The organism is Rhodococcus sp. WMMA185, assembly GCF_001767395.1.
Lineage (GTDB): Bacteria > Actinomycetota > Actinomycetes > Mycobacteriales > Mycobacteriaceae > Rhodococcus_F.
Genome location: NZ_CP017014.1, coordinates 3,933,835 through 3,958,552 on the forward strand (window position 1 = coordinate 3,933,835; position 24,718 = coordinate 3,958,552).

The window sequence follows — 24,718 nt, forward strand, 5'->3', positions numbered from 1 at the left end:
ACCCCCGTCAAAACACAATTTAGGTTAACCTATCTATCTCCTGACGTGTGCGAACTCGAGCCGCCGACCTCGAGGAGTAGATGTCAAACGAACGCGCCGACCACGGTGCCGATTCCGGTAGCCGGATCGAATTGCGGGTCAGGCATAGTCAGCTGGTGAAGGACCACCCCGTCCACGTAGTCGGTAATTGCCGCAGCGCCGGCTGCCGGATCCCTCGATCCGACCTGTTCGAGCATGTCCGCGCCCCATTCGACGAGCCGGGACCGGATCGAGCGGATGATCGTCTCCAACGCCGGCGTTGATGCAGCCTCCACGAAGAGCGCGTACCGGGCGGTCGTTCGTACACGGTCAGGACCGGTGGCGTAGCGCACGAAAGCGGCCAGCGCATTCACCAACTCTTCCCGGTCTTCCGGCGGCGCCTTCGCGAGCATCCGGAAGTCGTCTCGGTCACGTTGACCCAATCGAGTGATCAATCCCTCGAGCAGCGCACCCCTACTGCGGAAGTAGTTCGACGTGGATCCCTGTGGCATTCCCGCTAGTTCGTCGACGGCCCGGTGCGTAAGGGCACGCAATCCACGCGTGCCGACCAACTCGATCGCGGCGTCCAGTACCTGGTCTTGTTTTCCTGCCACAGCCAAACACTACACATGTAGTAAGATCACTACACCTGTAGTAGCTTGTCGGCATGACTCGTTCCGCAGCAATACTCGGCGCAGGAATCGGTGGACTTGCCGTCGCCGGCGCCCTCTCCCGCGGGGGCTGGCATGTCGACGTCTTCGAGCGTGCGCCCCAACTGCCCACGTCCGGTACCGCCCTCGCGATGTGGCCGCACGCACTCACCGCGCTCGACGCCATCGGAGCGGGCGATCGAGTACGCGAAGTGGGATCAGCGCAGCACCGCGGGTCATTCCTCCGGCCCGACGGATCCCGCATCGGGACCATCGACAACACGAGCCGGACCACCTATCTTCTGTCGCGGCCCGCCCTTCTCGGTGCCCTGTACGAAGCCTTGCCCAACAAGGCCCTTGCATTCGGCACGCCCGCGCCGCCACTCGACGCGCTGACCGACTACGACGTGTCGATCGGGGCGGATGGCTTGCGCAGCCCAACCCGACGGCAGTTGTTCGGGGACGGATACGAACCCGTCTATACCGGCGTCACCGCATGGCGCGGGTGGATTCCAGGATGCCAAAGCGACATGAGTGAAACCTGGGACAAATCAGCGCTTTTCGGAATCACCCCCCGCGACGGCAATCTGGTCAACTGGTTTGCGTGCGTACGTGCGGACGAAGGATTCGACGGCGGCATCGATTTCCTGCGCCGCCGCTTCGGGAGCTGGCACACCGAAGTCCGAGCCGTTCTCGAAGCGATGACGGACGCGGCGATGCTGCATCACGATCTGTACGAATCCCCTGCTTTGCCCTCGTATGTATCGGGCCGGACAGCGCTTCTTGGTGACGCAGCACACGCCATGGCACCGAATCTCGGCCGCGGTGCATCCGAAGCGCTGGTCGATGCCGCAACTTTGGGGCGACTGCTTGCCCGCAGCAACGACATTCGAGACGCACTCCTTCGCTACGACCGCGCGCGTCGCCGTCCGACCCGCAGACTCGTCCACAGTTCGCGGATCATGTCCGCCGTCGCGATGACACGGCACCTACGTCCTACTCGCGATCTCGCTGTGAAGCTGGCCACCGGCCTGGCCTGACCGAGACCGATGCTCGAAGATCGCGGGGATACTTGCCGTCTGGTACTTTTCCGCGGTAGCGGGACTGGAATGACCGGGGCGATCATGGGGGCGATCGACGACTGAAGCACTGTCCGCCAGGACCGACTGACCTGCGCCCGCGTTCGGGCAGATCCGTTCGTGCAGATCCGTTCGTGCAGATCATTGGTGTGATCGATGTTGCTGCAGGTGTGATACGAATCCCTCGCGCGAGGCCCGGCCAGGGGTCGGCTTCACGCAAGGGAGCGAGGTGTGGAGGATTCAGCTGTGACAGAACCGCCGAACAGGAATGACGACAGCGTTCCCCTCGATCGCTTCTCACATTGGTTCCCACCTTTCGCACCGGCTGCGGCACCGACCCGACAGGCCGTACACGACGACCCCCCCGCCACCCCCGAAGCCGAACAGCACTACGACCTCCCGGCTGCCACCCCCGAAGCCGAACAGCACTACGACCTCCCGGCTGCCGTCCCCGAGAACGAACAGCCCCACGACCTCCCGGCCGCCACCCCCGAGAACGAACAGCCCCACGACCCCGCGGCCGCCGCCCCCGAAGCCGAACGCCGCCGGGACCTCCCGCCTCCACCTGCCCCTACGTGGTTGTCGGCGGATGACGAGCCCTCTCCCCCGCCACCCGTTCGAGGTGGACGAGGCAAAGGGCGAGGCAAGCGGAAGCTCGGCGTCGGCGTCGCGGCAATCGCTGTGGCAGGCGGTGGCGCCGCCCTGTTCCTTGCGCAGTCCGATGACGAACCGTCCCCGTCTGCCGTCGCACAGTCAACCGTCGCACCGACGACCGCCCCACCGACCAGCAATGCGCCGAGTGAACCGGTCGCCGATGAGAGCCCGAGTTGGTGCGTCGAAGCACGCGACGGCGAAACAGTCGTCGGGAACGGACCAGGTGGGACGACCAACGGATTCGATGCGATCCTCGCCTTCGACCACGCGTATTACGTCGACCGGGACGGCGCGAAGGCCCGTGCTGTCGGCGCGCCCGATGCGGAGATGGGGTCGGCCGCGGATATTCAAGGTGGAATCGACACACTCCCGGTCGGCACCGAGCACTGCCTCACCATCACCGAGACCGGAATCGGTCGCTACGCCGTGACGCTGTCGGAGTTGCGACCGAATGGGTCAATGCAGAGATACAAGCAGGTCGTGACCACGGCAGACGTCGGCGGCCGGACGTACATCACATCTATTGGAGCCTCGAATTGACGAACGAACCTCTGCTGCAGCCCCTTCCCGTGTCGACGCTCGTCCTCGGGGCGTGTGGTGGGGCCGGAGCAACTACGACGACGCTGGGCCTCGCGAACACCAACACGGCGAACGGGGGCTCAGTCGTAGCCGTCGATGCGACGCCTGCGGGCGGTGATATCGCCGAGCGCGGCGCCGACGAGATGCTTTCGATGAACGGGCTGGAACAGTTGGTGGCGTCTGCGGCATCGGGTTCGGTTCAGCCCGACGTGATCGACGAATTCTGCTCCCGTACAAGCGCCGGAGCCCGCATTCTGAATCGCATCGGGAACCAAAGCGCCGTCGATGGCGAATACCACGTTCTTACGCGTACCTTGCATGCCCGGGGTGGGAGCACTGTCTACGATCTCGGTCACCGACTGCGCGCCGCATACCTGGCGCCGCTGTTGGCCACACCATCGCCGATCATCCTGGTCGTGCCTTGCCGGGCAGACGCCTTCAACCGCCTGCGTTCATCACTGCAAGCGATCGGCGACACCCTCGGTCAGCCTGGTCTCGCCCGGACGGTGGTCACCGTGTCGAATCAGGACGCCACTGGTTGGCAGGTGGACGTCGACCTCCTGCGTGAGTACCTCGGCGGACAGGTGTGGGGGATCGAAACCATCCCTTACGACGAACACCTGGGCACGGGAGTCGTCATCAGTCAAGACCTGCTGGCACCGGAGACGCGATCGGCGTACGAGCGGCTGTCGGCGACAGCGACGGCCGTGGGTGAGGGTCGACCGGCACGGGTCTGATTCTCGCGCCACAACACGACGCGTGCGATTCCCCTGTGCAGTGCCCATGCAGGAGGGATGGTCAAGACAGTGGTGACGATGAACACACCCACCGCGGAACCTTGGAAGGTCCCGTAGCCGAGCATCTCCATGACGAACTCCATGACGACGAGATGCACGAGGAAGAACTCGTACGAAATCTCGCCGAGCCACACCATGGGCCTGGACGCGCACAGGGATCCGAACGGTCCGTCGTGTGAGCCGACGACCAGCGGGGCCAGCAGGAACATCGCGAACATCAGGTACAGGAAAGCCTTGGTGATCGCCGCTCCGCCGTCGTCGGGGACGATCGTTGCCTCACCGGTCGCGGGTGTCATGGCCAGTAGAAAGCAGACCAGCGCTCCGGCGCCCGCCGCATACGGATTGAAGCGGCGAAGCGTCATCGAAGCGACCGCCAGGACCATCCCTCCCACGAACCAGGCGAAGAAGCCCGGGAACCACAGCCGCGCGGTAATCGAAATCTGGGCGTCGGTGTGCGTGAAAACGATCCACAGCGGGGTGGTCATCGCCAGAACGGACAACCCCAGCACCAGTCGACCGGGCCGCCAACGCCCGCCACACACTACAACCACGAGCGCCCAGGCGATCAGTGGCAGGAGCAGGTAGAAGATCACCTCCACCGCCAGCGACCATGTCTGCGTCAACCCATCGTGGAAATGGCCGAACCCATAGATCTGGGTGAAGGTCATGTTCCGCAGGAATCCGTCCCACCCGAGTCCGGTTTCGCCCGAATCGCGGAACAGGTAGATCGTGTAAACCGCAATAATGGCGATCCAGTATGCGGGCAAGATCCTTCGTGCTCGGTGCCACAAGTACGTGCCCACCGCCGGACTCTGACCCCCTCTGGCCAGTGCCTTCACCCAGGGCCGGAACAGCAGATACCCGGACAGGGCGAAGAAGATCGCCACGCCGATCTCGAGTCGAGAGTAGAACGCACCCACAAGGTCGGGTGTGTACTTGCCGGTCCAGAAACCGGCATGCGCCCCCACCACCAGGAGCATCGCGAAGGCCCGTATTCCCGTGAGAGAACTGATCGTAGTAAGCCGCGCAGACTCGTCCACGGAATTGACAACCACCGCCTGCTCCTTACTGCACTGCCGGGCGTCACGAGACGCTCGAACAGAATAGCTACCTGGCGAAGGTAGCTACATCATCAGCCGGGACTCCCTGGGCTAAATGGTACGTTTGTCCCATTTTTAGGGCAGTTCTTCCGAGGGGTCATCGCTTTGCCAGATGAGACAACCCCGCCGGGACAATCTCCCGAAGGCGGCTTTTAACAACAGCCACCGGGGCAGTACCCATAACTAAGGTGCCTACCCGCCGCCACCGAGTTACATGGCTCAGCCCGGCTATCCTCAGCAGCCTCCGCAGAAGAAGCACCCCGTCTGGCTCTGGGTGTTGATCGCGGTAGTCGGCGTCGTCCTGCTCGGTTTCGCGGGGTGCACAGCGTTGGTGGGGGTTGCGGTGAAGGAGGTGAACGAGGAGGTCAGCCGTACGATCGACGTTCAGTACGAGGTCACTTCGACCTCCGACGACATCCGGTCGATCCGGTACACAAGCGGCGACTCGGAGTCGGTCGAAGCCGCCAGCGTAACCACGCCGTGGTCCGAGACCGTCACGATCTCCGGATTGGTCAAGCTGGCAACACTGAGCGTCTCCACCGGTAGTTCCGGGAGAACCGTGAGCTGCACCATCTCCGAAGGCGGCAAGGTCCTCGACTCGGACACAGCGAGCGGCCCCTACGCCTCCGTCTACTGCTCGAAGATCCTGGACTAGCCCGCCGTCATATCCCCGGCGCAGCTTCGCCGAGATGTAGGTCGGGCTCCCAGTCGTAGACGACCGTGGTCCGCAACAGGATGTCCTGAACCGACCGGCGCCGAGGGTCGACGGCCGCCCACAGCAGCCCGAACCCGAACATCACGTACAGCACGGCGCGCAGGAATGCTCGCGGCCAGCCGATCAACCTCCCGCTGCGGCTTATCACTCGCAGGCCCATCGTCACCGCTCCGACGGTGCGACCGCTGACGGCCCAGCATGCCGTGAGGTACAGCACCGACACGGTGATGAACGTGCTGACGGAGAGCACGGCGTTGCCCCTGGGAAACGAGAATTCCTGCGGTGAGAACAACAGCTGCGCAATCAACGCACCGATATAGATAAGGCCCATCACCGCCGACACGATCAGGAGGTCGATACCGGCGGCCAACCCTCGGGTGACGATTCCCGCGTAGTGATGTGTAGGCCCGCTCATCGTTCGCCCGGTTCCTCGGACTGTTCCCGAGCGTCCCCGCGCTGCTCCTGCGTGCGTCCGAACAACTTGCCCACGAATCCCGACACGGCGTCGTCAGCCTGCATTCCCTGGCTTCGCACGCCGCGCACTGCCTCGCTGGACATCGATCCGGTGGACTCCCGAATGATGCTCGGTAAATCCACACCCTCGATGATGGTGTCAGCGAGACCGATGAGGTCGATGCGTGCTATCACCGAACCCACGTCGACACGCTCGACGACCGCATCCACATCGATCCGCCCGGCAATCGAATTCAGGTCGACGCGATCGACGACGGCATCGACGTCCACTCGATCGAGGATCTGTGAAATATCGAGGCGGGCAGCGATCGCATCCACGTCCACCCGGTCGATGATGCGCTCGATGTCGACGCCTTCGGCGATGGTATCGAGGTCGACGTGGTCGCGAACGATCGACGTGATGTCCACTTCGAGGAGCGCAACCCGCACAATTCTCCGCAGGACAGCGTGCAAGACCCGATCCGTGAGTTCGTCTGCTGTGTGCAGTGCCGCGGTCCCGCGGACTTCGAGGATGGCAAACACAGGATCGATGCCCGGCACGCGCCGCGCCGTATCGAGGCCGAACCCAATCACACGACGCAACCCTGCGCCCAGGGTGGCGGCGACACCAATCGCGAGGCGCACCGGATCGGAGGACTTCGCGCCGTCCATACCTACTATCCAAGCCGGTTCAAGGCCGCGGCGGACCGGTTATTCGTTTTTCGTCCTCGGTGGTCGCGGCCCATGTCATGCCCACCGCACCGTGCTGCAGATCGAAAAGGGACTCTAACGAGTGAACATGCTTGATGTCCGAAACCTTCAATGCGGACTGGCTGGCGGTCTCTAGCGTTCTCGGCATGACCGCAACACTCAGCGCCATCGAACTGGTCGTTCGCGACCTGCCCGCCTCACTCGCGTTCTACAGGCAACTCGGACTCGACATCCCCGTCGATGCCGAAAGGTCGCCCCACGTCGAAGTCGAGCTTCCCGGCGGTGTTCGCCTGATGTGGGACACGATCGAGACCATCCGTTCGTTTACGCCCGAATGGGAAGAACCCAGCGGTGGGCATCGCGTCTGCCTCGCCTTCGATTGCGGAACCGCCGAAGGCGTCAACAAGCTGTTCGATGAGATCACAGGTGCCGGCCACACTGGCCGGAAGAAGCCGTGGGACGCGCCCTGGGGCCAGCGATACGCCATCGTCGACGATCCCGACGGCAATCCCGTCGACCTGTTCGCAGCCCTCACACGGTGACGAGCTGACCGAAAGTGCGCCCAGTCAACTCGTTGGCCTCACGAATCAGATGGGCTTGATCGGAGTACCCGGCCATCCCAGCCGCCTGCGCTGCGGGAATGGATGAGTTTGCGAATCTCATCGCCGACTGCAACCGAAGAATCCGGGCCAGCATCTTCGGCCCGTAGCCGAACTGACGACGACACAACCGGTGCAGTTGGCGTTCTCCGATACCGACATAGTCCGCGACCTCGCGGACGGACGCCTGCTGCTCGAGGAGCCGAACGATCGCGGCGATCCTGCCGTCCCTCGGCGGCCCATGGAACCTTCGAGACCTCGCGAAGTCCTCGAGCGCCCGATCGGGGTCGGCTGCATCGACGATCCGGCTGAGGAATTCTGCCGTAGCGGTGTCGCTCGAGACGTCGGCAAGCGGGACCCGCAGATTGGCGAGCTCCTCCGCTGGGGTCCCCAACAGATCCGGCAGTATCCCAGGAGCGCAACGCAATCCGACGTACTGATCCCCCTCCCGAGCGGCGGCGAGATATGGCCGGGAATCGGGGCCGGCTACGACGACTTCACCGCTCCTCCAGATGAGGTCCATGCAACCGTCGGGCAGGACAGCGGTCTGCCCCTCGGCCGCGGTGCTGGTCCACACCACTGCGCCCGGGAACGTGGACCGCCGCTCCGCATACATGACTTCAATGCTATGTAGGCGGTGCAGACCCGGACCCGACCGGTGCCGATCCGACCTGGAAAGCACGAAGGCCACGAACCCCTGCGGGTCCGTGGCCTCGATGTCATGATTCCGGAGAATCACGCTGGTGGGCGAAGGGGGACTTGAACCCCCACGTCCCGAAGGACACTGGCACCTGAAGCCAGCGCGTCTGCCATTCCGCCACTCGCCCGAGCGACGCGAGAACATTATCACGGGATCCCTGGCAATTGCGATTCGCACAGCTCAGGACACAAAAAGGCCACGACAGTACTCGTCCGCCAGAGGACCGATATCATGCTGTTGCGCGGACGGGTGTCGTGATTGGTTGCACTGACAGTACCGTGGGGTTCACGCACGGCGGTGTCACGACACGTAAGTGTCGCAGCCTGGAGCCGTCCGATATATAAACATGTCTCCGACAAATACAACACAGCGACACCCGGCGTATGGCGCCGCGGCACTGGAAGGAGGTTCCGATCCGATGGGAATTGTTCAACGCTTCGAACGGAAGCTCCAAGGCGCCATCGGCGACGCATTTGCCCGGGTCTTCGGCGGCGGGGTTGTGCCCCACGAGGTGGAAGCCGCGTTGCAGCAGGAAGCGTCCGACCGGATTCAGCAGTTGGAGGGCGGCCATCTCCTCGCACCCAACAGCTACGTCATCACGATCAACAACTCGGACCACGAGGCCCTCGCCGCTGATGCGGAATTGACGGTCAAGGCCTTCGCTCGTCACCTCGAAGACTTCATCCGCGAGCAGGGCTGGCAGACGTACGGTCCCATCGTCGTCGCGTTCGAACCATCGTCTTCACTGCACACGGGGCAGTTCCGCGCCCGGGGTTCGGTAGATCCCGACGCAGGTCGCCCCAGTTCCACAACGTCGGGGCGACCCGAACCGCCACGTGGCCGCGTAGCGCGACCACAGGCACAATCAGTACCCGTCACGTCGAACCCAGGAGCTGGCCCCATGACGCAGAATTCAGGCTACGACCCAAGCCGCGACCCGGCGCGCAACCGCAAGCCGGACCCACAAGACGCGCGGAACGGTCACGCCCACCCAGGTCAGGACCAGCGGTACCCGCAGGGCTACCAGAACGGCTATGACCGCGGCCAATACCCGCCGGAGGGTGCGTACCCACAAGAACAGGCATATGGCCAGGCATACGACCAGGGCCCGCCTTCTCGGGGTTACGAGCAACCTGCGTATGGGCAACCCGGCTACGACCAGCAGGGCGGCTACGACCAGCAGGGCGGCTACGACCAACAGGGCGGCTACGACCAACAGGGTGGATACGACCAGCAGTCCTACGCCGACTACGACCAGCAGGGTGGATACGACCAGGGCGGCTACGCCGACTACGACCAACAAGCCCCCGCCCGTTACCCGGATGGCTCCTACGCCGACAGCGGCTACCAACAGCCGCAGAATTACGACCAGGGATATGACGGCGGCAGCTATCAACAGGGCGGCTACGACCAGCAGTCCTACGCCGACTACGACCAGCAGGGTGGCTACCAGCAGCAGGGTGGCTACCAGCAGTCCTACGCCGACTACGACCAGCAGGGTGGATACGACCAGGGCGGCTACCAGCAGCCGTATCCGGCTTCCGGCCAGACGTTCACCGCGACGTTGCAGCTCGAGGACGGTAGCGGTCGACACTTCCAGCTGAGAGAAGGCAACAACGTCATCGGACGCGGCCAGGAAGCACAATTTCGCCTCCCGGACACCGGCGTGTCACGTCGCCACATCGACATTCGCTGGGACGGTCGGGTCGCCATGCTTTCCGACCTCGGCTCCACCAACGGAACCACGGTCAACGGTGCACCCGTTCAGGACTGGCAACTCGCCGACGGAGACATCATCCGCGCAGGTCACTCAGAGATCCTCGTCCGAATCCTCTAAGACGAACCGGTGAAGCGTCCGCTCGAAACCGTTCCACGGACCTTCCCGGCCGAGACACAACTGAGACAGCTTCGATACTCGGCCGACATCACGTCGGATACTGATTCGGCCGTAACACGGTGCGGACTCCGTGTCGTTGTGGGCTGCCCGTATCCTGATCGCAGGGTACGGGTTGCCCCTATGATGCTGCCAGAAATAGAGCCGGAAACCTCGGGTGTTCCGGCCATGAATGAAGGAGGTGGACTGCGTGCAGGGTTTGATTCTGCAACTCACGCGAGCAGGCTTCCTGCTTCTGCTGTGGCTCTTCGTCTGGGCCGTCTTGCGCACATTGCGTGGCGACATCTACGCCGGCTCCGGCGTACGGGTTCCGGCTCGGTACTCCCGCAGCGGCAGCGTCTTGCCGTCTCTGGGTAGGACGAAATCCGCGAAATACCTGGTGGTCACGCAGGGAGGCCTGGCTGGCACACGCATCACATTGGGCACGCAGCCGGTCCTCATCGGCCGCGCCGACGACTCCACCCTCGTCCTCACTGACGACTACGCTTCCACCCGCCATGCTCGGCTCTCCCCACGAGGCGCCGACTGGTATGTCGAAGACCTCGGCTCGACCAACGGCACCTACCTGGATCGGGCCAAAGTCACAACATCTGTCCGCGTGCCGCTCGGTACTCCCGTACGCGTCGGCAAAACGGTAATCGAGTTGCGCCCGTGACCCTGGTACTCCGCTATGCCGCTCGCAGCGACCGCGGCCTCGTTCGATCCAACAACGAAGATTCCGTTTACGCAGGTGCTCGTCTCCTTGCACTCGCGGACGGCATGGGCGGTCATGCTGCCGGTGAAGTCGCATCACAATTGATGATCGCCGCACTGGCACATCTCGACGACGACGAACCCGGTGAAGACCTCCTGGGCAAGTTGGAGGCTGCCACCCGCGAAGGCAACGACTCCATCGCCGACCATGTCGAGGAAGATCCCGAACTCGACGGGATGGGCACCACGCTCACAGCAATCCTGTTCTCCGGCAACAAACTCGGGCTAGTCCACATCGGTGACTCGCGCGCCTACCTCTTGCGCGACGACTCCCTCACTCAAATCACCCGGGACGATACGTTCGTACAGTCCCTCGTCGACGAGGGACGGATCACGGCCGAGCAGGCGCACTCGCACCCTCAGCGCTCACTCATCATGCGTGCCCTCACGGGCAACGAGATCGAGCCGACGCTGACGGTGCGGGAGGCACGCGCCGGGGATCGTTACCTTCTGTGCTCGGACGGACTGTCCGACGTGGTCAGCGACGAGACCATCGAGAACACCATGCGCGAGAGTTCTCAGGATGAGTGCGCCGATCGGCTGATCGAACTGGCCCTCCGCAGCGGCGGGCCGGACAACGTCACGGTCGTCGTCGCCGATGTCATCGACCTCGACTACGGCGAGAGCAACCCCATCGTTGCTGGTGCCGCCTCTACAGACGACGAGGAGGACGCCCCTCCGCCGAACACTGCCGCCGGTCGTGCCGCCGCGATGCGCCCGCCGCGAGCCACCCCGAAGCGGGTGATCCCCCAGACCACGGAACCGGTGGCGAAGAAGCGCCATCGCATTTGGTGGGCCGCCTTCGCGGTCGGCCTGGTCGCGGTGATCGCCATCGCCGCCTACGTCGGACAGGCCCTGATACGCAACAACTACTACGTCGGGGCCGACAACGAACGGGTCACCGTGCTGCGCGGGGTTCCCGGCTCAGTGTTGGGTTACTCGCTGCAGGAAGCGAATCTCCTCGGCTGTGTCAGCGATACAGGCGACCTGAGGTTGATGTCGCCCAACGAGACGGCGAGCGGTTGCACGATTCTCGAGGTCGATGACCTCCGGCCCTCCGCCCGCGAGCAGGTGCGGGCCGGGCTACCCTCGGGCAACCTCGAGGACGCCCGCAACCAAATGGCGCGGCTCGCCCTGAACGATCTGCTTCCGGTCTGCGAGCCGGAATCGTCCGACCTGACCCCGACGACCCCGGCTCCCACGCCCACCCCGGAGACAACGCCTCCGCCGGCGCCAGAGGCCCCGGCCCAGGTGCCACCGGTAGCTGGGCTGGAGATCCCGGCTCCTACGCAGGAGATCCCGGCTCCTACGCAGGAGATTCCGTCGCCGCCCACTGACTCGGCAGTGCCTCCCATCGTCCAGATCCCCGGTCAGAACTGCAGGACGGCCAACTGATGTCAGTTGCCAGTCCATCACCGGGAGCGCAGTTTCCCAGTCCGCCTGGCGGGTTCGCACCTGCTCCCGACCAACCGACCCGGCGCAATACCGAGCTGCTTCTGATCGGTTTCGCGATCCTGATCACGACGATTTCGCTGGTGCTGGTCGAGGCCAGCCAGGAGCAGATCCTGGGCTGGGATCTCGCCAAGTACGCCGCCGCCTACACTGCGCTGTTCCTGATCGCGCATCTTGCAGTGCGCCGGTTCGCACCGTTCGCCGACCCACTGATCCTGCCGATCGTCGCACTACTCAACGGGCTGGGTCTGGTGCTGATCCACCGGCTCGATCTCGCCGACGAACAGTCCGCCACGTATTTCGGGCTTCCCATCCCGTCTCCGGACGCTAACCAGCAGGTTCTGTGGACCACACTGGCCATCGCGGGGTTCGTGGCCGTTCTCGTCCTCTTGAACGACTACCGCCTCCTGGCTCGCTACAGCTACACACTGGGTCTCGCCGGGCTGGTCCTCCTTGCGATCCCCGCGTTCCTGCCGGCGCGATTCTCCGAAGTCAACGGGGCAAAGATCTGGATCCGGCTCCCCGGGTTCAGCATTCAGCCCGGCGAGTTCGCGAAGATCCTGCTGATCATCTTCTTCGCTTCGATCCTCGTCGCGAAACGAGACCTGTTCACCACGGCCGGCAAGCATGTCTTCGGCATCGATCTGCCCCGAGCCCGTGACCTGGGCCCGATCATCGTCGCCTGGATGGTGTCGGTGGGCGTGCTCGTGGTGGAAAAAGAGCTCGGAACGTCGCTGTTGCTGTTCAGCACCGTGCTCGTGATGCTCTACATCGCCACCGAACGTGTCGGATGGTTACTGATCGGCGTCGGACTGCTGGCGATCGGGTTCTTCTTCGCCTATCAAATGTTCGGTCACGTCCGCGTTCGTGTCAGCACCTGGCTGGACCCGTTGGCCGACTACAACGACACCGGCTACCAGATCTCGCAGTCGCTGTTCGGCCTCGCCACCGGCGGGGTCGCCGGCACAGGACTCGGCGGCGGCAGGCCCTCCCAGGTGCCGTTCGCGAAGACCGACTTCATCGTTGCCACAATCGGCGAGGAACTCGGACTGATCGGTCTCACCGCCGTACTGATGCTCTTCTTGGTACTGGTCATCCGCGGGTTGCGCACCGCGTTGGCCGTGCGAGACAGTTTCGGCAAACTCCTCGCGGCGGGACTGTCGTTCACCATCGCCGTCCAGGTGTTCGTGGTGGTCGGCGGCGTCACCAAATTGATCCCGCTCACCGGCCTGACCACGCCGTTCATGTCGTACGGTGGGTCGTCCCTGCTCGCCAACTACCTGCTGCTCGCAATCTTGATCAAGATCTCGGACGCCGCACGTGAGCCCGCCGTTCCGAAGAAGAAGGGTCCCACGCCCATCGCCGAGGCCCAGACCGAGATGATGCCTCGCTCATGAACACACCTCTACGCCGCGTCGCCATCGCCGTCATGATGATGGTTGTTGCTCTGCTCGCCAACGCCACTTACGTCCAGGTGATCAAGGCCGACGACCTGCGAGCCGATCCGCGCAACTCCCGGGTGCTCCTCGACGAATACTCGCGTCAGCGGGGTCAGATCTCGGCGGATGGCGAGGTGCTGGCGGTGTCGGTTCCTACCACCGACCGCTACAAGTACCTACGCACCTACCCCGCCGCCCAAGGAGCGCCCTCGAGTCCGCTCGCCAACGCCCCGGTCACCGGCTTCTATTCGATGCAATACGGCAGCACCGGGCTCGAGCGGGCCGAGGACCAAGTTCTCAACGGCTCCGACGGTCGCCTGTTCGGACGGCGATTCTTCGACCTCGTGGCGGGGCGCGACCCCCGTGGCGGCAACGTCGTGACTACTCTCAATCCGGCCATGCAGCAGGTGGCCTACGACCAGTTGACGGCAAAGGGCTACACCGGTTCGGTCGTGGCTATCGACCCGAGCACCGGTCATATCCTGACGATGGTCAGTACCCCGAGCTACGACCCCAATTCACTCTCCGGCCACGACGGCACCGAGGTCACTCAGGCCTGGGAGCAGCTGAACGACGACCCGGACAAGCCCCTCATCAACCGCGCGGTGTCACAGACCTACCCGCCGGGTTCCACTTTCAAGGTCGTGGTCACTGCGGCAGCGCTCGCCGCCGGAACCACCCCCGACACCCAACTGACTGCGGCCCCCGAGATCACTCTTCCCGGCACATCGACCACCCTCGAGAACTACGCTGGCACACCCTGTGGCGACGCCCCCACCGCACCGTTGCGCGAGGCATTCGCACGGTCGTGCAACACGGCATTCGTCGAACTGGGTATCGAAACCGGGGCTGACGCCATCCGCGACCAAGCCAGCGCACTTGGCATCGGCGGACCAATGTCCGGTGTTCCGTTCCCGGTGGCAGACAGCACAATCGGGACGATCCCGGATGATGCGGCACTCGGCCAGAGCAGCATCGGCCAGCGCGACGTCGCGCTCACTCCGCTGCAGAACGCGATGATCGCGGCGACAGTCGCGAACGGGGGAGTTCGGATGCAGCCACAGCTGGTGTCGAAGCTGCAGGCCCCCGACCTGTCCGATCTCGCCATCACCAACCCTGTGTCCGAAGGCCAAGCGATGTCTCCGGAGGTGGCAGATACCCTGACCGAACTGATGATCGGTTCCGAGAACGACACCAGCGGCGAAGGCAAGATCCCCGGCGTTCAGATCGCCTCCAAAACTGGCACTGCCGAACACGGGACCGATCCACAGAACACACCGCCACATGCCTGGTACATCGGATTCGCGCCCGCCGAGAACCCGACCGTGGCAATCGCGGTCATCGTCGAAGACGGCGGAGATCGTTCACTGGCGGCGACCGGAGGCTCGGTAGCCGCGCCCATCGGTCGTGCAGTCATTGCGGCGGGACTTCAGGGGGGCTGACCATGGCACTGAACAACGGCTCTCTGATTGCCGACCGCTACCGGCTGATCCGTCTCATCGCTACCGGCGGAATGGGACAGGTCTGGGAAGCGAACGACAGTCGGCTCAATCGTCATGTCGCGGTGAAGGTACTGAAGTCCGAAATCTCTTCGGATCCAGAATTTCTCGAGCGCTTCCGCTCCGAGGCGCGTCTCACCGCACAGTTGAACCACTCCGGTATCGCCGGCGTCTACGACTACGGCGAGGTAAGCGACAGCACCGGCGAGTCCACCGCATACCTGGTGATGGAACTTGTCAACGGTGAACCGCTGAACGCAGTCCTCGCGCGGGTGGGCCGACTGACCATTCCGCACGCCCTGGACATGCTCGAGCAGACCGGACGGGCGCTGCAGGTGGCGCACGACGCCGGCGTGGTGCACCGCGACGTGAAGCCGGGCAACATCTTGATCACCCCCACCGGTCAGGTGAAGATCACGGATTTCGGCATCGCCAAGGCTGTGGAAAGCTCTCCCATCACCCGCACCGGAATGGTGATGGGCACTGCCCAGTACATCGCCCCGGAGCAGGCGCTCGGACAGGATGCGACCTCTGCCAGCGATGTCTACTCACTCGGGATCGTCGGATACGAAGCGCTGTCAGGGCATCGCCCATTTCTCGGTGACGGCGCGATCACCGTCGCGATGAAGCACGTGCAGGAGACTCCGGCGCCGCTGCCGAGCGACCTGCCGCCGAACATCCGCGAACTGATCGATATCACCATCGCGAAGGATCCGGCGGTGCGCTATTCGAGTGGCGGCGACTTCGCCGAGGCCGTCGCTGCGGTCCGGGCCGGGCGACGCCCACCACCACCCGGCAGAAAGAATGGGGCGTCCCGGGTACTGCCTCCACCGGTGGCGGGGCCCACTCAGGTGACACCGACGGCAGGGCCGTCCCAGATGACGCCGACGGCAGGGCCGACTCAGGCCGTGTACGCGGGTCAAGGCGCTGCTCAGGCAGCACCCGAAGACTCTGACGAAAAGAATGACAACGCACGGGGCGGCTTGACCAGTAGCCAGATGGCTGTCGCCTGGGGTGCAGGGGGGCTGATCCTGTTGGCAGCAATCATCGGCGTTGCACTCGTCCTGTTCGACCAGGGTGGTACGAATGTTCCGACGACGCCTTCCGTGACGTCGCCACTTCGGACGATCACGACGACGCCGCCGCCGACCACCACCACGTTCGAGCAGACACCGACGACGATCATCGTGCCGCCACCGGTCGTCGAAGTGCCGCCGACGACGATCGAGCCGCCACCCGTGACAACGACCACCGAGCCGCCACCCGTGACAACGACCACCGAGCCGCCGCCCACGACGACCACTACAGAGCCGCCCACGACGACGACCACCGAGCCGCCCACGACGACGACCACGTCGGAGGAAACCGAAGCTCCGATCCCACAAGGACAGCCATGACCACACCGCACAACCTCTCCGCACGCTACGAGCTGGGTGAGATTCTCGGCTTCGGTGGCATGTCCGAGGTCCATCTCGCCCGCGATGTCCGGCTCAGCCGAGACGTGGCGATCAAGGTTTTGCGGGCCGACCTTGCCCGCGACCCCACGTTCTATCTGCGCTTCCGCCGCGAGGCACAGAACGCGGCAGCACTCAACCACCCCGCGATCGTGGCCGTCTACGACACCGGTGAAGCGGAGACCGACGCCGGACCACTGCCCTATATCGTGATGGAGTACGTCGAAGGCGAGACCCTTCGCGACATCGTTCGCAACGAGGGCCCGATGTCGCCGCAGCACGCGATGGAAGTCATCTCGGATGTGTGCGCGGCGCTCGACTTCAGCCACCGCAACGGCATCGTTCACCGCGACGTGAAGCCGGCCAACATCATGATCAACCGCGCGGGCGCGGTGAAGGTGATGGACTTCGGTATCGCGCGTGCAATCTCCGATGCGTCCAGCCCGATGACTCAGACTGCTGCCGTCATCGGCACTGCCCAGTATCTGTCGCCGGAACAGGCCCGCGGCGAACAGGTGGACGCCCGATCCGATGTGTACTCGCTCGGGTGTGTGCTCTTCGAAATCCTCACCGGCCAGCCCCCGTTCAAGGGTGACTCACCGGTCGCGGTGGCCTATCAGCACGTGCGGGAAGATCCGGAGATACCGTCCGACATCAACCCGGATATTCCGCGCGAGCTCGACTCCGTGATCCTCAAGGCAATGAGTAAGAACCCTGCCAACCGCTACCAGACTGCCGCCGACATGCGCAGCGACCTGGTCCGGGTGCTGGCCGGTCGACGGCCCAGCGCGCCCGTGGTCGACAAGAACCCCAACGACTGGGACGACCGCCCCACCGGCCTCATCAAGCCTCAGCTGCTTCCCCCCGATCCGCCAGAGGACGAAACGGATGAGCATCCGGATCGACGGCGAAATCCGATCCTGCTGGCACTGATGGCGCTGGGCGCACTCATCGTCATCGGCATCGTCACGGCGTTTCTGTGGACTGCCTTGGGATTGGGGTCCGGCGACCAGGTGACCCTGCCGGATGTCACCAATCAGAGCGCCGACGCCGCCACCGCCACACTGCAGAACGAAGGGTTTCAAGTGACCCGGCAGCAGAGGCCGGATAACGTCGTGGCGGCAGGCAACGTCATCAGTACCCGGCCCCTCGGAGGTGTCGAGGTAGAGCGGGGAAGCACCGTCACCCTCGAGGTGTCCTCGGGCCCCGAGCAGGTGACGATTCCCCGGCTGGCCGGACTGAACCAGCAGGAAGCACAGCAGGAGCTGAACGCCGTCGGTCTGCGGCTCGACAGCTCGATCGAACGCGCACCGTCGGACGAGGCCGACATCGACAAGGTGATCGAACAACGGCCGTCGTCGGGTTCGAGCATCGCGCTCGACTCCGAGGTCGCGATCACCCTCGGGAGCGGCCCCGAGCAGGTCCGCGTTCCTGATGTCACCGGTCAGACGGTGGAGGTCGCCCAAGCCAACATCGAGGGTGCCGGCTTCGAGGTGACGATCGAGCAAGTCGACTCCGGCCTCGACGAGGGTCTGGTGGTCTCCACCGACCCAGCGGGAGGGTCGACGGCCGCAGAGGGCGACACCATTACGATCATGGTCTCGAACGGCAACAACATCGAGATGCCCGACCTGACCGGGAAAACGGTGTCACAGGCACTCACAGCGTTGCGAAGTGCCGGGTGGACCGGGTCTTCGAATTCGTTGAATCAGTCCCAGACCGCCACGCTCGATCCCGAGGAGGTCGGCAGGATCGTCAGTCAGCAACAGCCGCCTGGATCGGAAATCACCAAGACCAGCGTCATCTCGGTCAGAGTCGGAACACTGGGCATCCCGAGGTAGCTGCTTGCGCCGCTACCCGCCCAGTGCGTGCGCCGCCTCTGCCTCCAAGGTGTCGACGAGGCCCGCTGCCGGAGCATCGCCGCAGATCGCGAGCCAGTTCGCGAGCATTCGGTGGCCACCCTCTGTGAGCACGGACTCGGGATGGAACTGGACGCCGTGAATCGGAAGTTCGCGGTGCTGCATCCCCATGACGATTCCACTGTCGGTGTGGGCCGTGACCTCGAGTTCATCCGGAATCGTGTCCTCGAGCACGGTCAGCGAGTGGTAGCGGGTTGCGGTGAACGGATCGGGCAGTCCCGCCAGCACACCGGCGTTGTCGTGGTGGACGACGCTGGTTTTGCCGTGGAGCAATTCGGGCGCACGGTCGACGGTCGCACCGAATGCGGCCCCGATCGCCTGATGTCCAAGGCACACTCCGAGCAGCGGTGTCTCCGCGTCGGCAGATGCCTTCACCAAGTCCATCGTCGCACCGGCTCGCTGCGGCGTGCCCGGTCCGGGGCTCAGCAGAATTCCGTCGAAATCGGCTGCTGCCGCGGCGATGGCAGCCGGCCCGGTGAGGTTCGGATCGTCGTTTCGCCAGACGACCACCCGAGTCCTCAACTGTCCGAGGTACTGGACCAGGTTGAACACGAAGCTGTCGTAATTGTCGACAACGAGAATCCTCATGGGGCCAGGGTATTCTGTCGCGGCAGTGTCCCGTATGGCCGGGGACCCGCCGATACGTGTCCGGTGTGGCCGGGGACCCGCCGACCGGTGTCCCGTGTGGCCGGGGACCCGACTCGAGTCAGCCCGCGTAGCCGGGCACACTCAATCGGGTGGATGCAGTTTCGGAGTATCCGAGCCCGAAGCGCGTCGCGTACTGCTTGTAAACCTGGATTCCGGGTTCATTGGCGAGTGCTGCAGCCAGGCGTGTGGGATCACCTATCGCCGACATTACGTATGGCGGGCTGTAGGTGCGGCCGTGTAGCAGCAGGGTGTTGCCGACGCACCGCGGAGCCGAGGTGTTGACGATCCGCTGGTCCTGCATGCTGATCGCCTCTGCACCGCCCACCCAGAACGCGTTGAGCACGCTTTGGACGTCGCGCTGATGGACGACGAGGTCGTCCGGGGCCGCGTCCACCGGATACTTGCCGTCCGCGTTCCGCGAAGCGTCGGTCAGGGTCACGGTGACTCCCGGACCGGTCATGGGCGTAAGACCGGCGTCCGTAGCAACCGCTTTCGTATCGGCGAGAACCTGTGCGACCGAATCGTCGGTCACGGCGGCCGACTCCTGGAGCAAGTCGACCTCGGCCGCGAGTTGATCGCGGGACGAGGCCGCCGCATCGGTCTTGGCTTGCGCATTGCGCACCAAGTCAGACAAACGGGTGGAGTCTCCCGCGCGAAGTTCACTGCCGTGCGAGGCCACACCCGTGGTGGACACCAGCAGGCCGGCCACTACGCAGACCCCCAACACGGCGATCCGCCACCAGATGGATCTATTCACCGGTGTTTCGTCCCCTCGTCCTCGCCCTGCGAATCGCGGCTACGTTAGCGTGTACCCACACAAGTGTTCCGAATTTACCTGCCCACATCCCTAGTAGAATTGCACGAACGAGGACGCCATGCCGAAATCCAAGGTCCGAAAGAAGACCGACTACACGATCAATCCAGCGAGCCGCACCCCTGGAAGGGCGAAGGCTGGGCCCTCGAGCACCCTGTACGTCTCGGTGATGCTCGGGTTCATGCTGATCGGCTTGCTCTGGCTGCTCGTCTACTATCTCGCGGCTGAGCAACTCGACTGGTTGAACAATCTCGGTGCCTACAATTTCCTCATCGGATTCGGCTTCATGGTGGTCGGACTGATCATGACGATGCGCTGGCGTTGACCATTCGGGTGACACAACAGAGACCATTCCAATTACACCCATGTTATTCATCCCCATTGTTAACAACCCCTGTGGACAAACGAATGCCGGGTAGCCGTGTCTGTTGATGAAGCGCCGCTGGAGTGGGCAACACCCTTCGGGGCCGTGATCGGTCTCGTGGCAGGAGGTGTGGCGCTGGGGATCATGGCAATGGTGATGTCGGCTGACCCCGCGGGACGTGCACTCGTCAGTGTTGCCGCCCTCGGACTGCTCCTCACTGCGGCGTCGGCGAGCAGGCAACGCCCCCGGTTGGCCGTAGACAAAGAAGCCGGGGGCATCGTCGTCACCCGCCTGAGCGGTCGGCACTCATACAGCCGATCCGAGATCGAACGTGCGCGACTCGTTCGCTATCCGCGGTTCGGGCGCCGAGTGCCGATGCTGGAGATCGACGTTCGCACCGAGGACGGCGCCGAACGCCTCCTCATCTTCGGCCGGTGGGATCTGGGCACCAGCCCCGAGGATGTGTTCGACGCCCTCTCGGTACACGACCTGGTTGGCCGCAATCAGTAGGCGCGCTCAGTAGCCGACAAGTGCCCGCAACTGCAGGATCCTGATTGCGATGATGGCCAGGGCTACGAGCACAACGGCGCCGAGACAGACCCAGCCGACGGTAACCGCCTTGTCCCTGTTCTTGCCGGCGCCCAGCAATTGGGGGCCATAGAGAATTCCCGCGGTCGCGGCGGCCCCGGTGACCAGACCCCCGAGGTGCCCCCACAACGAGATGCCGGGGATCGTGACGCTGATGAACACATTGATCGCGATCACCGTCATGACCGGGGCGGGGCTACGGCGCAGCCGAAGCAGGATGATCGCCTGGGCACCCATCAGCCCGAAGACTGCACCGGATGCGCCGGCGGTCACGGCACCGAGCTGAAACAGCATTACCGCTGCGGAGGCTCCGAGAATCGACGCGAAGTAGACCACGAAGTATCGAGCACGCCCCAGGATCAGTTCGGTGTCCCGGCCGATGATCCACAGGGCGAACATGTTGACGGCTATGTGGATCAGACCGAAGTGCAGGAAGCCGCTGCCGATGATCCGAACCAGTTGCCCGTCGACGACCCCGCGCGGCCATAGCGCCCAGGCCTGGAAGAGCGACGACCCCACATAGTTCTGCATGATGCTTCGCGCTTGGGCGGCCGTGATGAGGAATACCGCGACATTGGCTGCCATGAGCGCGTAGGTGACCCACGGTGTCGGCTGCTGGGAAGACACAACAGCGCCCGCAACGTTTCGAACCGGACGAACATCCTTCTGCCCTGCGGCGACGCAGTCGACACACTGGTAGCCGACAGCAGCTTCACGAAGACACTCTGGGCACGACGGTCGGCCACACCGCGTACAGGACAGTGCGGTGGGACGATCGGGGTGCCGAATGCACCGCGGCTGAGGCGGAGTGCCCTCGCTCGCGGCACCGCCCCAGCCGGGGTTTGTCATATGCTGCGCTTCCTTACGAGATGGAGACGCTGTTGATCACGACCGGCTCGAGCGGGCGGTCCGCACGATCGGTGGCGGTGGAGGAAATCGCATTGACGACCTTCTTCGAGTCCTCGTCGACGACCTCACCGAAGATGGTGTGGCGACGGTTGAGGTGCGGCGTGGGGCCGGTGGTGATGAAGAACTGCGAACCGTTGGTGCCCGGGCCTGCGTTGGCCATGGCCAGCAGGTAGGCGCGGTCGAACTGCAGCTCCGGGTGGAACTCGTCGCCGAACTTGTAGCCCGGTCCACCGGAACCGGTGCCGGTCGGGTCGCCGCCCTGGATCATGAAGCCGTCGATGACGCGGTGGAAGATGGCACCGTCGTAGAACGGGCCGGAGTTGCTGCCACCCGCGTTGGCAGTGCTGTAGTCCTTCGAGCCATCGGCGAGACCGACGAAGTTCTCGACGGTCTTGGGGGCATGGTTGCCGAACAGCGCGAGCTTGATGTCGCCGCGGTTGGTGTGCAGCGTTGCGGTTGCGGTCTGTAGAGGTGAAGTCACACCACCATGTTGCCATTGAGCAGTTGCCGGTGGTTCCCTCGGCGTCAACTCTGCAGCCTTCGGACCAGTTCCTGGTCCCGCTTCTGGTCCCGCTTCGAGGGTCCGCACTGTATGACAAAGTGGGAACATGACACGAGCGACGGATTCCCTCACCAACTTGCTTTCGACCGAGCGCGCCGAGGCCGTGCAGTCGCAGGTATCCGATGGAGTCGAGACCGCGCTGGCCGCCGTCTCGGATTCGACGTCCCGAGTCAAGGAATCGGAAGCGGTCGACCGCGCGCTTCGGCTCACCCGTTCGGCAGCACTGGCCGCGGTACGCGGTACCGGTCAGCTCAGCCTGTTCCTGGGCCGACAAGGTGCGGCATTGGCCAGGAAGGGCTATGAATGCGCCAAGACCACACCGGTCCCGAAGGTTGCTCGAGAGATGAGCGTGCCCGCAGCCTCTGCCACTGAACCTGTCGAACAGAAGAAGTCACGCAAGGGCCGACGCATCGCGGTCGTCGTCCTCGTCGGCGCAGCAGTCGCGGGCGGTGTGGTACTGGCCAAGCGCCGCCGCCGGGAGCATCCGCCTGTTGCGGCCGCTCCCCCGAATCTCCGTGACTTCAATGCCGACTCGGAGCAGTCCACGTCGACCGAAGAGACGTCGTCAGGTACCAACTGACTACCTCGGGGTGACTTTCGTGACGCCAGTCAACGTCCCCACGTAGTAGTAGCCACCAGGGGCCAGCGACAGTTGCGCGTACCAGTTGTTGAATCGAGGCTCGCCACCTCCGACCATCGCCGACCACAACACCTGGCGAAGGTCCGACGCGTCGAGCGCGGTCAGGTACCAACCGTCTACGCGCTTCTCGTAGGTGATGATGGAGTTGTCGGCGGCGTTGCCCTTTGAAACGACCGACGGCACGCTGATCGTGTGGTTGGCCGGTATAACCTCCACCCGCCCATCGCTCCAGACTTCGATGCCGCCGAAGCCCCCGGAGGTTGTCAGCGGACCCGCCGTGGACAGGACGCTGTCATTTCCCCAGTTGTTCTCGGCATAGATGCGGACGCTGTCCGGTGTCGAACCCGGCAGCACGATCTGGGAGTTCTCGTCGCTGATGTCGGTGCGGTCGCCGAACGGCGCGACCTGCGCGAAGAGGCGTTCCTCACCGGGCCGCAGATTCTTTTCGGCGCGGTACACCACGATATTGGGCATGACGGCGTTGTCGACAATCGTCACGAACTCGCGGTCACCGATCTTGAAGAACGACGGCGAAGTTCCTGATCCCCAGCTGGTCTGGCCCGACTTCTGCCCGACTCCGCGGTCGTAGGGTGCCTTCCAGGCAATCTCCGGGCTGCCGTCCGGCGACATGTCCAACCGATACATGAAGTAGTCGGTCTGCTGGAAGGTCGACAACCCGGACACCGGGTGCGATTCGGAGATCCGCTCCTGAATCGTTCCATCGTTGAACTGGTTGACATTGAGGGACTTGATGCAATCGGTCGTGCACGGCTCAGGGGCGACCGTGCCCACCGACCCCTCCGACGTGGTGAACCAGATGTAACCCTGGTCGTTCGGTACCAATGCGTAGAAGTTCTCGCCGGCTAGCGGTCCGCCGGTACCCGTCACATTGATATCGCGCGCCATGACATATTGATCAACATCGCTGACCGGGGAATCCTGCCTTTCCCAGGCGACGATGTGCCCGTCCGGCATCCCCATGACCACGCGATGCTGATTGTCTTGATAGAAGTAGCCGATGCCGCCGAACTCCGTGAGGGCGTTGACGATATTCGTGAACGGAACCACGAAGCTCTTGTAGGCGAGCAGGTTGCCATTCGGATCGATCGTGATGATGCTGCGGACGAAATCGTTGGTCAACGGGTTCGGATACCCACCGCAAACCGTCTGCAAATTTCCGTCGGCGTCATAGGTGTGAGCTGGGCACTCACCGGTGTTCACCGAAATTTGCTCGCCGGTGTAGGGATCTTGAAAGGTGTACTCCGAGAACTGCTGTACGTCGACATTCGACGAACCCGCGGGACCCGGAATGCTGTACGAGTCGGTAAACGCGGCGTCGTTGTGGATGTTGTTCCACGGGTTCGAGGACATCCACGGATTCTGAGGCACAGCGACGGGCACGGCGCCCGCTGCACCGGGACCCCACACGAGTAGCGCCACCGCGCACAGCGCCAGTATCACAAGCGATTTCGGATGGCGCGGCGCCGGTAGCGCACGAACCTCCCCGGTATTCGACGCTACTGCTCCGACGCTCTGCATTAGGGACCCCCCTAGTTCAGACCGAACTTCGGCTCCAGATTGACGCTAGCATCGGCGAACGCCACGTCTGAGCAAATTATTAGAAGTCACCATTGGTGTCGCGGCAGCGCGGCAGCGATCCGTGAGCAACACTGAGCGTATGAAAGCGGCTACGCCGTGATCGATCTCGAGGGTGGTTCCCACACCGAG

Annotated in this window: 25 protein-coding genes and 1 tRNA gene; 15 read left to right on the forward strand and 11 right to left on the reverse strand. The window is 63.9% G+C overall.

Features of this window, described 5'->3' with window-relative positions; all coding sequences use genetic code 11:
• Positions 1-83 precede the first annotated feature (83 nt).
• Positions 84-632, reverse strand: a complete 549-nt coding sequence (locus BFN03_RS17720) for a TetR/AcrR family transcriptional regulator (protein WP_070380108.1) — start codon at positions 630-632, stop codon at positions 84-86.
• A gap of 53 nt (positions 633-685) precedes the next feature.
• Between BFN03_RS17720 and BFN03_RS17725 the strand changes: the two genes are divergently transcribed.
• From BFN03_RS17725 to BFN03_RS20300, 3 genes are all read left to right on the forward strand, one after another.
• Positions 686-1,708 (forward strand): FAD-dependent monooxygenase, encoded by a 1,023-nt coding sequence (locus tag BFN03_RS17725; protein ID WP_070380109.1) that lies wholly within the window; start codon positions 686-688, stop codon positions 1,706-1,708.
• 285 nt (positions 1,709-1,993) lie between these two features.
• Positions 1,994-2,941, forward strand: coding sequence for a hypothetical protein (locus BFN03_RS17730; RefSeq protein ID WP_198163510.1), 948 nt, complete (start codon positions 1,994-1,996; stop codon positions 2,939-2,941).
• The gene (locus BFN03_RS20300) at positions 2,938-3,717 is read left to right on the forward strand and encodes a hypothetical protein (RefSeq protein WP_084385676.1); all 780 of its coding nucleotides are present in this window, start codon (positions 2,938-2,940) and stop codon (positions 3,715-3,717) included. Before BFN03_RS17730 ends, BFN03_RS20300 begins: the two co-directional genes overlap by 4 nt.
• Here the strand turns inward: BFN03_RS20300 and BFN03_RS17745 are convergent.
• Complete coding sequence (locus BFN03_RS17745) at positions 3,624-4,832, reverse strand: acyltransferase family protein (RefSeq protein WP_269748455.1); 1,209 nt, start codon at positions 4,830-4,832, stop codon at positions 3,624-3,626. The genes BFN03_RS20300 and BFN03_RS17745 overlap by 94 nt on opposite strands.
• Before the next feature lie 259 nt (positions 4,833-5,091).
• Here BFN03_RS17745 and BFN03_RS17750 point away from each other — a divergent pair, with 259 nt between their 5' ends.
• On the forward strand, positions 5,092-5,532 hold the full coding sequence (locus BFN03_RS17750) for an MmpS family transport accessory protein (RefSeq protein ID WP_070380114.1): 441 nt from the start codon (positions 5,092-5,094) through the stop codon (positions 5,530-5,532).
• Between the two features lie 7 nt (positions 5,533-5,539).
• Here the strand turns inward: BFN03_RS17750 and BFN03_RS17755 are convergent, their stop codons facing one another.
• Positions 5,540-6,007 carry an RDD family protein gene (locus BFN03_RS17755; RefSeq protein WP_070380115.1) on the reverse strand — a complete coding sequence of 156 codons (468 nt, stop codon included), beginning with the start codon at positions 6,005-6,007 and terminating at the stop codon, positions 5,540-5,542.
• On the reverse strand, positions 6,004-6,717 hold the full coding sequence (locus BFN03_RS17760; protein ID WP_070380116.1) for a hypothetical protein: 714 nt from the start codon (positions 6,715-6,717) through the stop codon (positions 6,004-6,006). The genes BFN03_RS17755 and BFN03_RS17760 overlap by 4 nt, the downstream gene beginning before the upstream one ends.
• 185 nt (positions 6,718-6,902) lie before the next feature.
• Here BFN03_RS17760 and BFN03_RS17765 point away from each other — a divergent pair, with 185 nt between their 5' ends.
• A complete protein-coding gene (locus tag BFN03_RS17765; protein ID WP_070381048.1) occupies positions 6,903-7,298 on the forward strand; it encodes a VOC family protein in 396 nt (131 codons plus the stop codon).
• On the opposite strand, the gene BFN03_RS17770 is transcribed toward BFN03_RS17765, so the two are convergent.
• Positions 7,288-7,971 (reverse strand): helix-turn-helix domain-containing protein, encoded by a 684-nt coding sequence (locus BFN03_RS17770; RefSeq protein ID WP_070381049.1) that lies wholly within the window; start codon positions 7,969-7,971, stop codon positions 7,288-7,290. The genes BFN03_RS17765 and BFN03_RS17770 overlap by 11 nt on opposite strands.
• Positions 7,972-8,096: 125 nt before the next feature.
• Positions 8,097-8,182, reverse strand: a tRNA-Leu gene (locus tag BFN03_RS17775).
• Positions 8,183-8,473: 291 nt separating this feature from the next.
• Between BFN03_RS17775 and BFN03_RS17780 the strand changes: the two genes are divergently transcribed.
• The 7 genes from BFN03_RS17780 to pknB all read left to right on the forward strand — a co-directional run bounded on the left by BFN03_RS17780 (position 8,474) and on the right by pknB (position 18,387).
• Positions 8,474-9,892, forward strand: a complete 1,419-nt coding sequence (locus BFN03_RS17780; protein ID WP_070380117.1) for a DUF3662 and FHA domain-containing protein — start codon at positions 8,474-8,476, stop codon at positions 9,890-9,892.
• Positions 9,893-10,139: 247 nt separating this feature from the next.
• Positions 10,140-10,604: an FHA domain-containing protein FhaB/FipA gene (locus tag BFN03_RS17785; RefSeq protein ID WP_070381050.1), complete on the forward strand. Its 465-nt coding sequence runs from the start codon at positions 10,140-10,142 to the stop codon at positions 10,602-10,604.
• Positions 10,601-12,097 (forward strand): PP2C family protein-serine/threonine phosphatase, encoded by a 1,497-nt coding sequence (locus BFN03_RS17790; protein ID WP_070380118.1) that lies wholly within the window; start codon positions 10,601-10,603, stop codon positions 12,095-12,097. Before BFN03_RS17785 ends, BFN03_RS17790 begins: the two co-directional genes overlap by 4 nt.
• Positions 12,097-13,551 carry an FtsW/RodA/SpoVE family cell cycle protein gene (locus BFN03_RS17795; RefSeq protein ID WP_070380119.1) on the forward strand — a complete coding sequence of 485 codons (1,455 nt, stop codon included), beginning with the start codon at positions 12,097-12,099 and terminating at the stop codon, positions 13,549-13,551. Before BFN03_RS17790 ends, BFN03_RS17795 begins: the two co-directional genes overlap by 1 nt.
• A complete protein-coding gene (locus tag BFN03_RS17800) occupies positions 13,548-15,035 on the forward strand; it encodes a peptidoglycan D,D-transpeptidase FtsI family protein (RefSeq protein ID WP_070380120.1) in 1,488 nt (495 codons plus the stop codon). The genes BFN03_RS17795 and BFN03_RS17800 overlap by 4 nt, the downstream gene beginning before the upstream one ends.
• Positions 15,036-15,037: 2 nt before the next feature.
• Positions 15,038-16,489 (forward strand): protein kinase domain-containing protein, encoded by a 1,452-nt coding sequence (locus BFN03_RS17805; protein WP_070380121.1) that lies wholly within the window; start codon positions 15,038-15,040, stop codon positions 16,487-16,489.
• Positions 16,486-18,387: a Stk1 family PASTA domain-containing Ser/Thr kinase gene (gene pknB, locus BFN03_RS17810; protein ID WP_070380122.1), complete on the forward strand. Its 1,902-nt coding sequence runs from the start codon at positions 16,486-16,488 to the stop codon at positions 18,385-18,387. The genes BFN03_RS17805 and pknB overlap by 4 nt, the downstream gene beginning before the upstream one ends.
• Positions 18,388-18,399: 12 nt before the next feature.
• On the opposite strand, the gene BFN03_RS17815 is transcribed toward pknB, so the two are convergent.
• Both BFN03_RS17815 and BFN03_RS17820 read right to left on the reverse strand, forming a co-directional pair.
• Positions 18,400-19,053, reverse strand: a complete 654-nt coding sequence (locus BFN03_RS17815; protein ID WP_070380123.1) for an aminodeoxychorismate/anthranilate synthase component II — start codon at positions 19,051-19,053, stop codon at positions 18,400-18,402.
• Between the two features lie 118 nt (positions 19,054-19,171).
• The gene (locus tag BFN03_RS17820) at positions 19,172-19,870 is read right to left on the reverse strand and encodes a DUF881 domain-containing protein (protein WP_070380124.1); all 699 of its coding nucleotides are present in this window, start codon (positions 19,868-19,870) and stop codon (positions 19,172-19,174) included.
• Between the two features lie 118 nt (positions 19,871-19,988).
• On the opposite strand from BFN03_RS17820, the gene crgA reads away from it, so the two are divergent.
• Both crgA and BFN03_RS17830 read left to right on the forward strand, forming a co-directional pair.
• Positions 19,989-20,252 (forward strand): cell division protein CrgA, encoded by a 264-nt coding sequence (gene crgA / locus BFN03_RS17825; RefSeq protein WP_070380125.1) that lies wholly within the window; start codon positions 19,989-19,991, stop codon positions 20,250-20,252.
• 144 nt (positions 20,253-20,396) lie between these two features.
• Positions 20,397-20,801 carry a PH domain-containing protein gene (locus BFN03_RS17830; RefSeq protein ID WP_232320332.1) on the forward strand — a complete coding sequence of 135 codons (405 nt, stop codon included), beginning with the start codon at positions 20,397-20,399 and terminating at the stop codon, positions 20,799-20,801.
• A gap of 6 nt (positions 20,802-20,807) precedes the next feature.
• Here BFN03_RS17830 and BFN03_RS17835 read toward each other — a convergent pair whose 3' ends face one another.
• Positions 20,808-21,728, reverse strand: coding sequence for a rhomboid family intramembrane serine protease (locus BFN03_RS17835; RefSeq protein WP_070380127.1), 921 nt, complete (start codon positions 21,726-21,728; stop codon positions 20,808-20,810).
• A 13-nt stretch (positions 21,729-21,741) separates the two neighbouring features.
• A complete protein-coding gene (locus tag BFN03_RS17840; protein WP_070380128.1) occupies positions 21,742-22,269 on the reverse strand; it encodes a peptidylprolyl isomerase in 528 nt (175 codons plus the stop codon).
• Between the two features lie 127 nt (positions 22,270-22,396).
• Between BFN03_RS17840 and BFN03_RS17845 the strand changes: the two genes are divergently transcribed.
• Complete coding sequence (locus BFN03_RS17845; protein ID WP_070380129.1) at positions 22,397-22,930, forward strand: hypothetical protein; 534 nt, start codon at positions 22,397-22,399, stop codon at positions 22,928-22,930.
• Here BFN03_RS17845 and BFN03_RS17850 read toward each other — a convergent pair whose 3' ends face one another.
• Positions 22,931-24,529: a hypothetical protein gene (locus BFN03_RS17850; RefSeq protein ID WP_070380130.1), complete on the reverse strand. Its 1,599-nt coding sequence runs from the start codon at positions 24,527-24,529 to the stop codon at positions 22,931-22,933.
• Positions 24,530-24,718 lie beyond the last annotated feature (189 nt).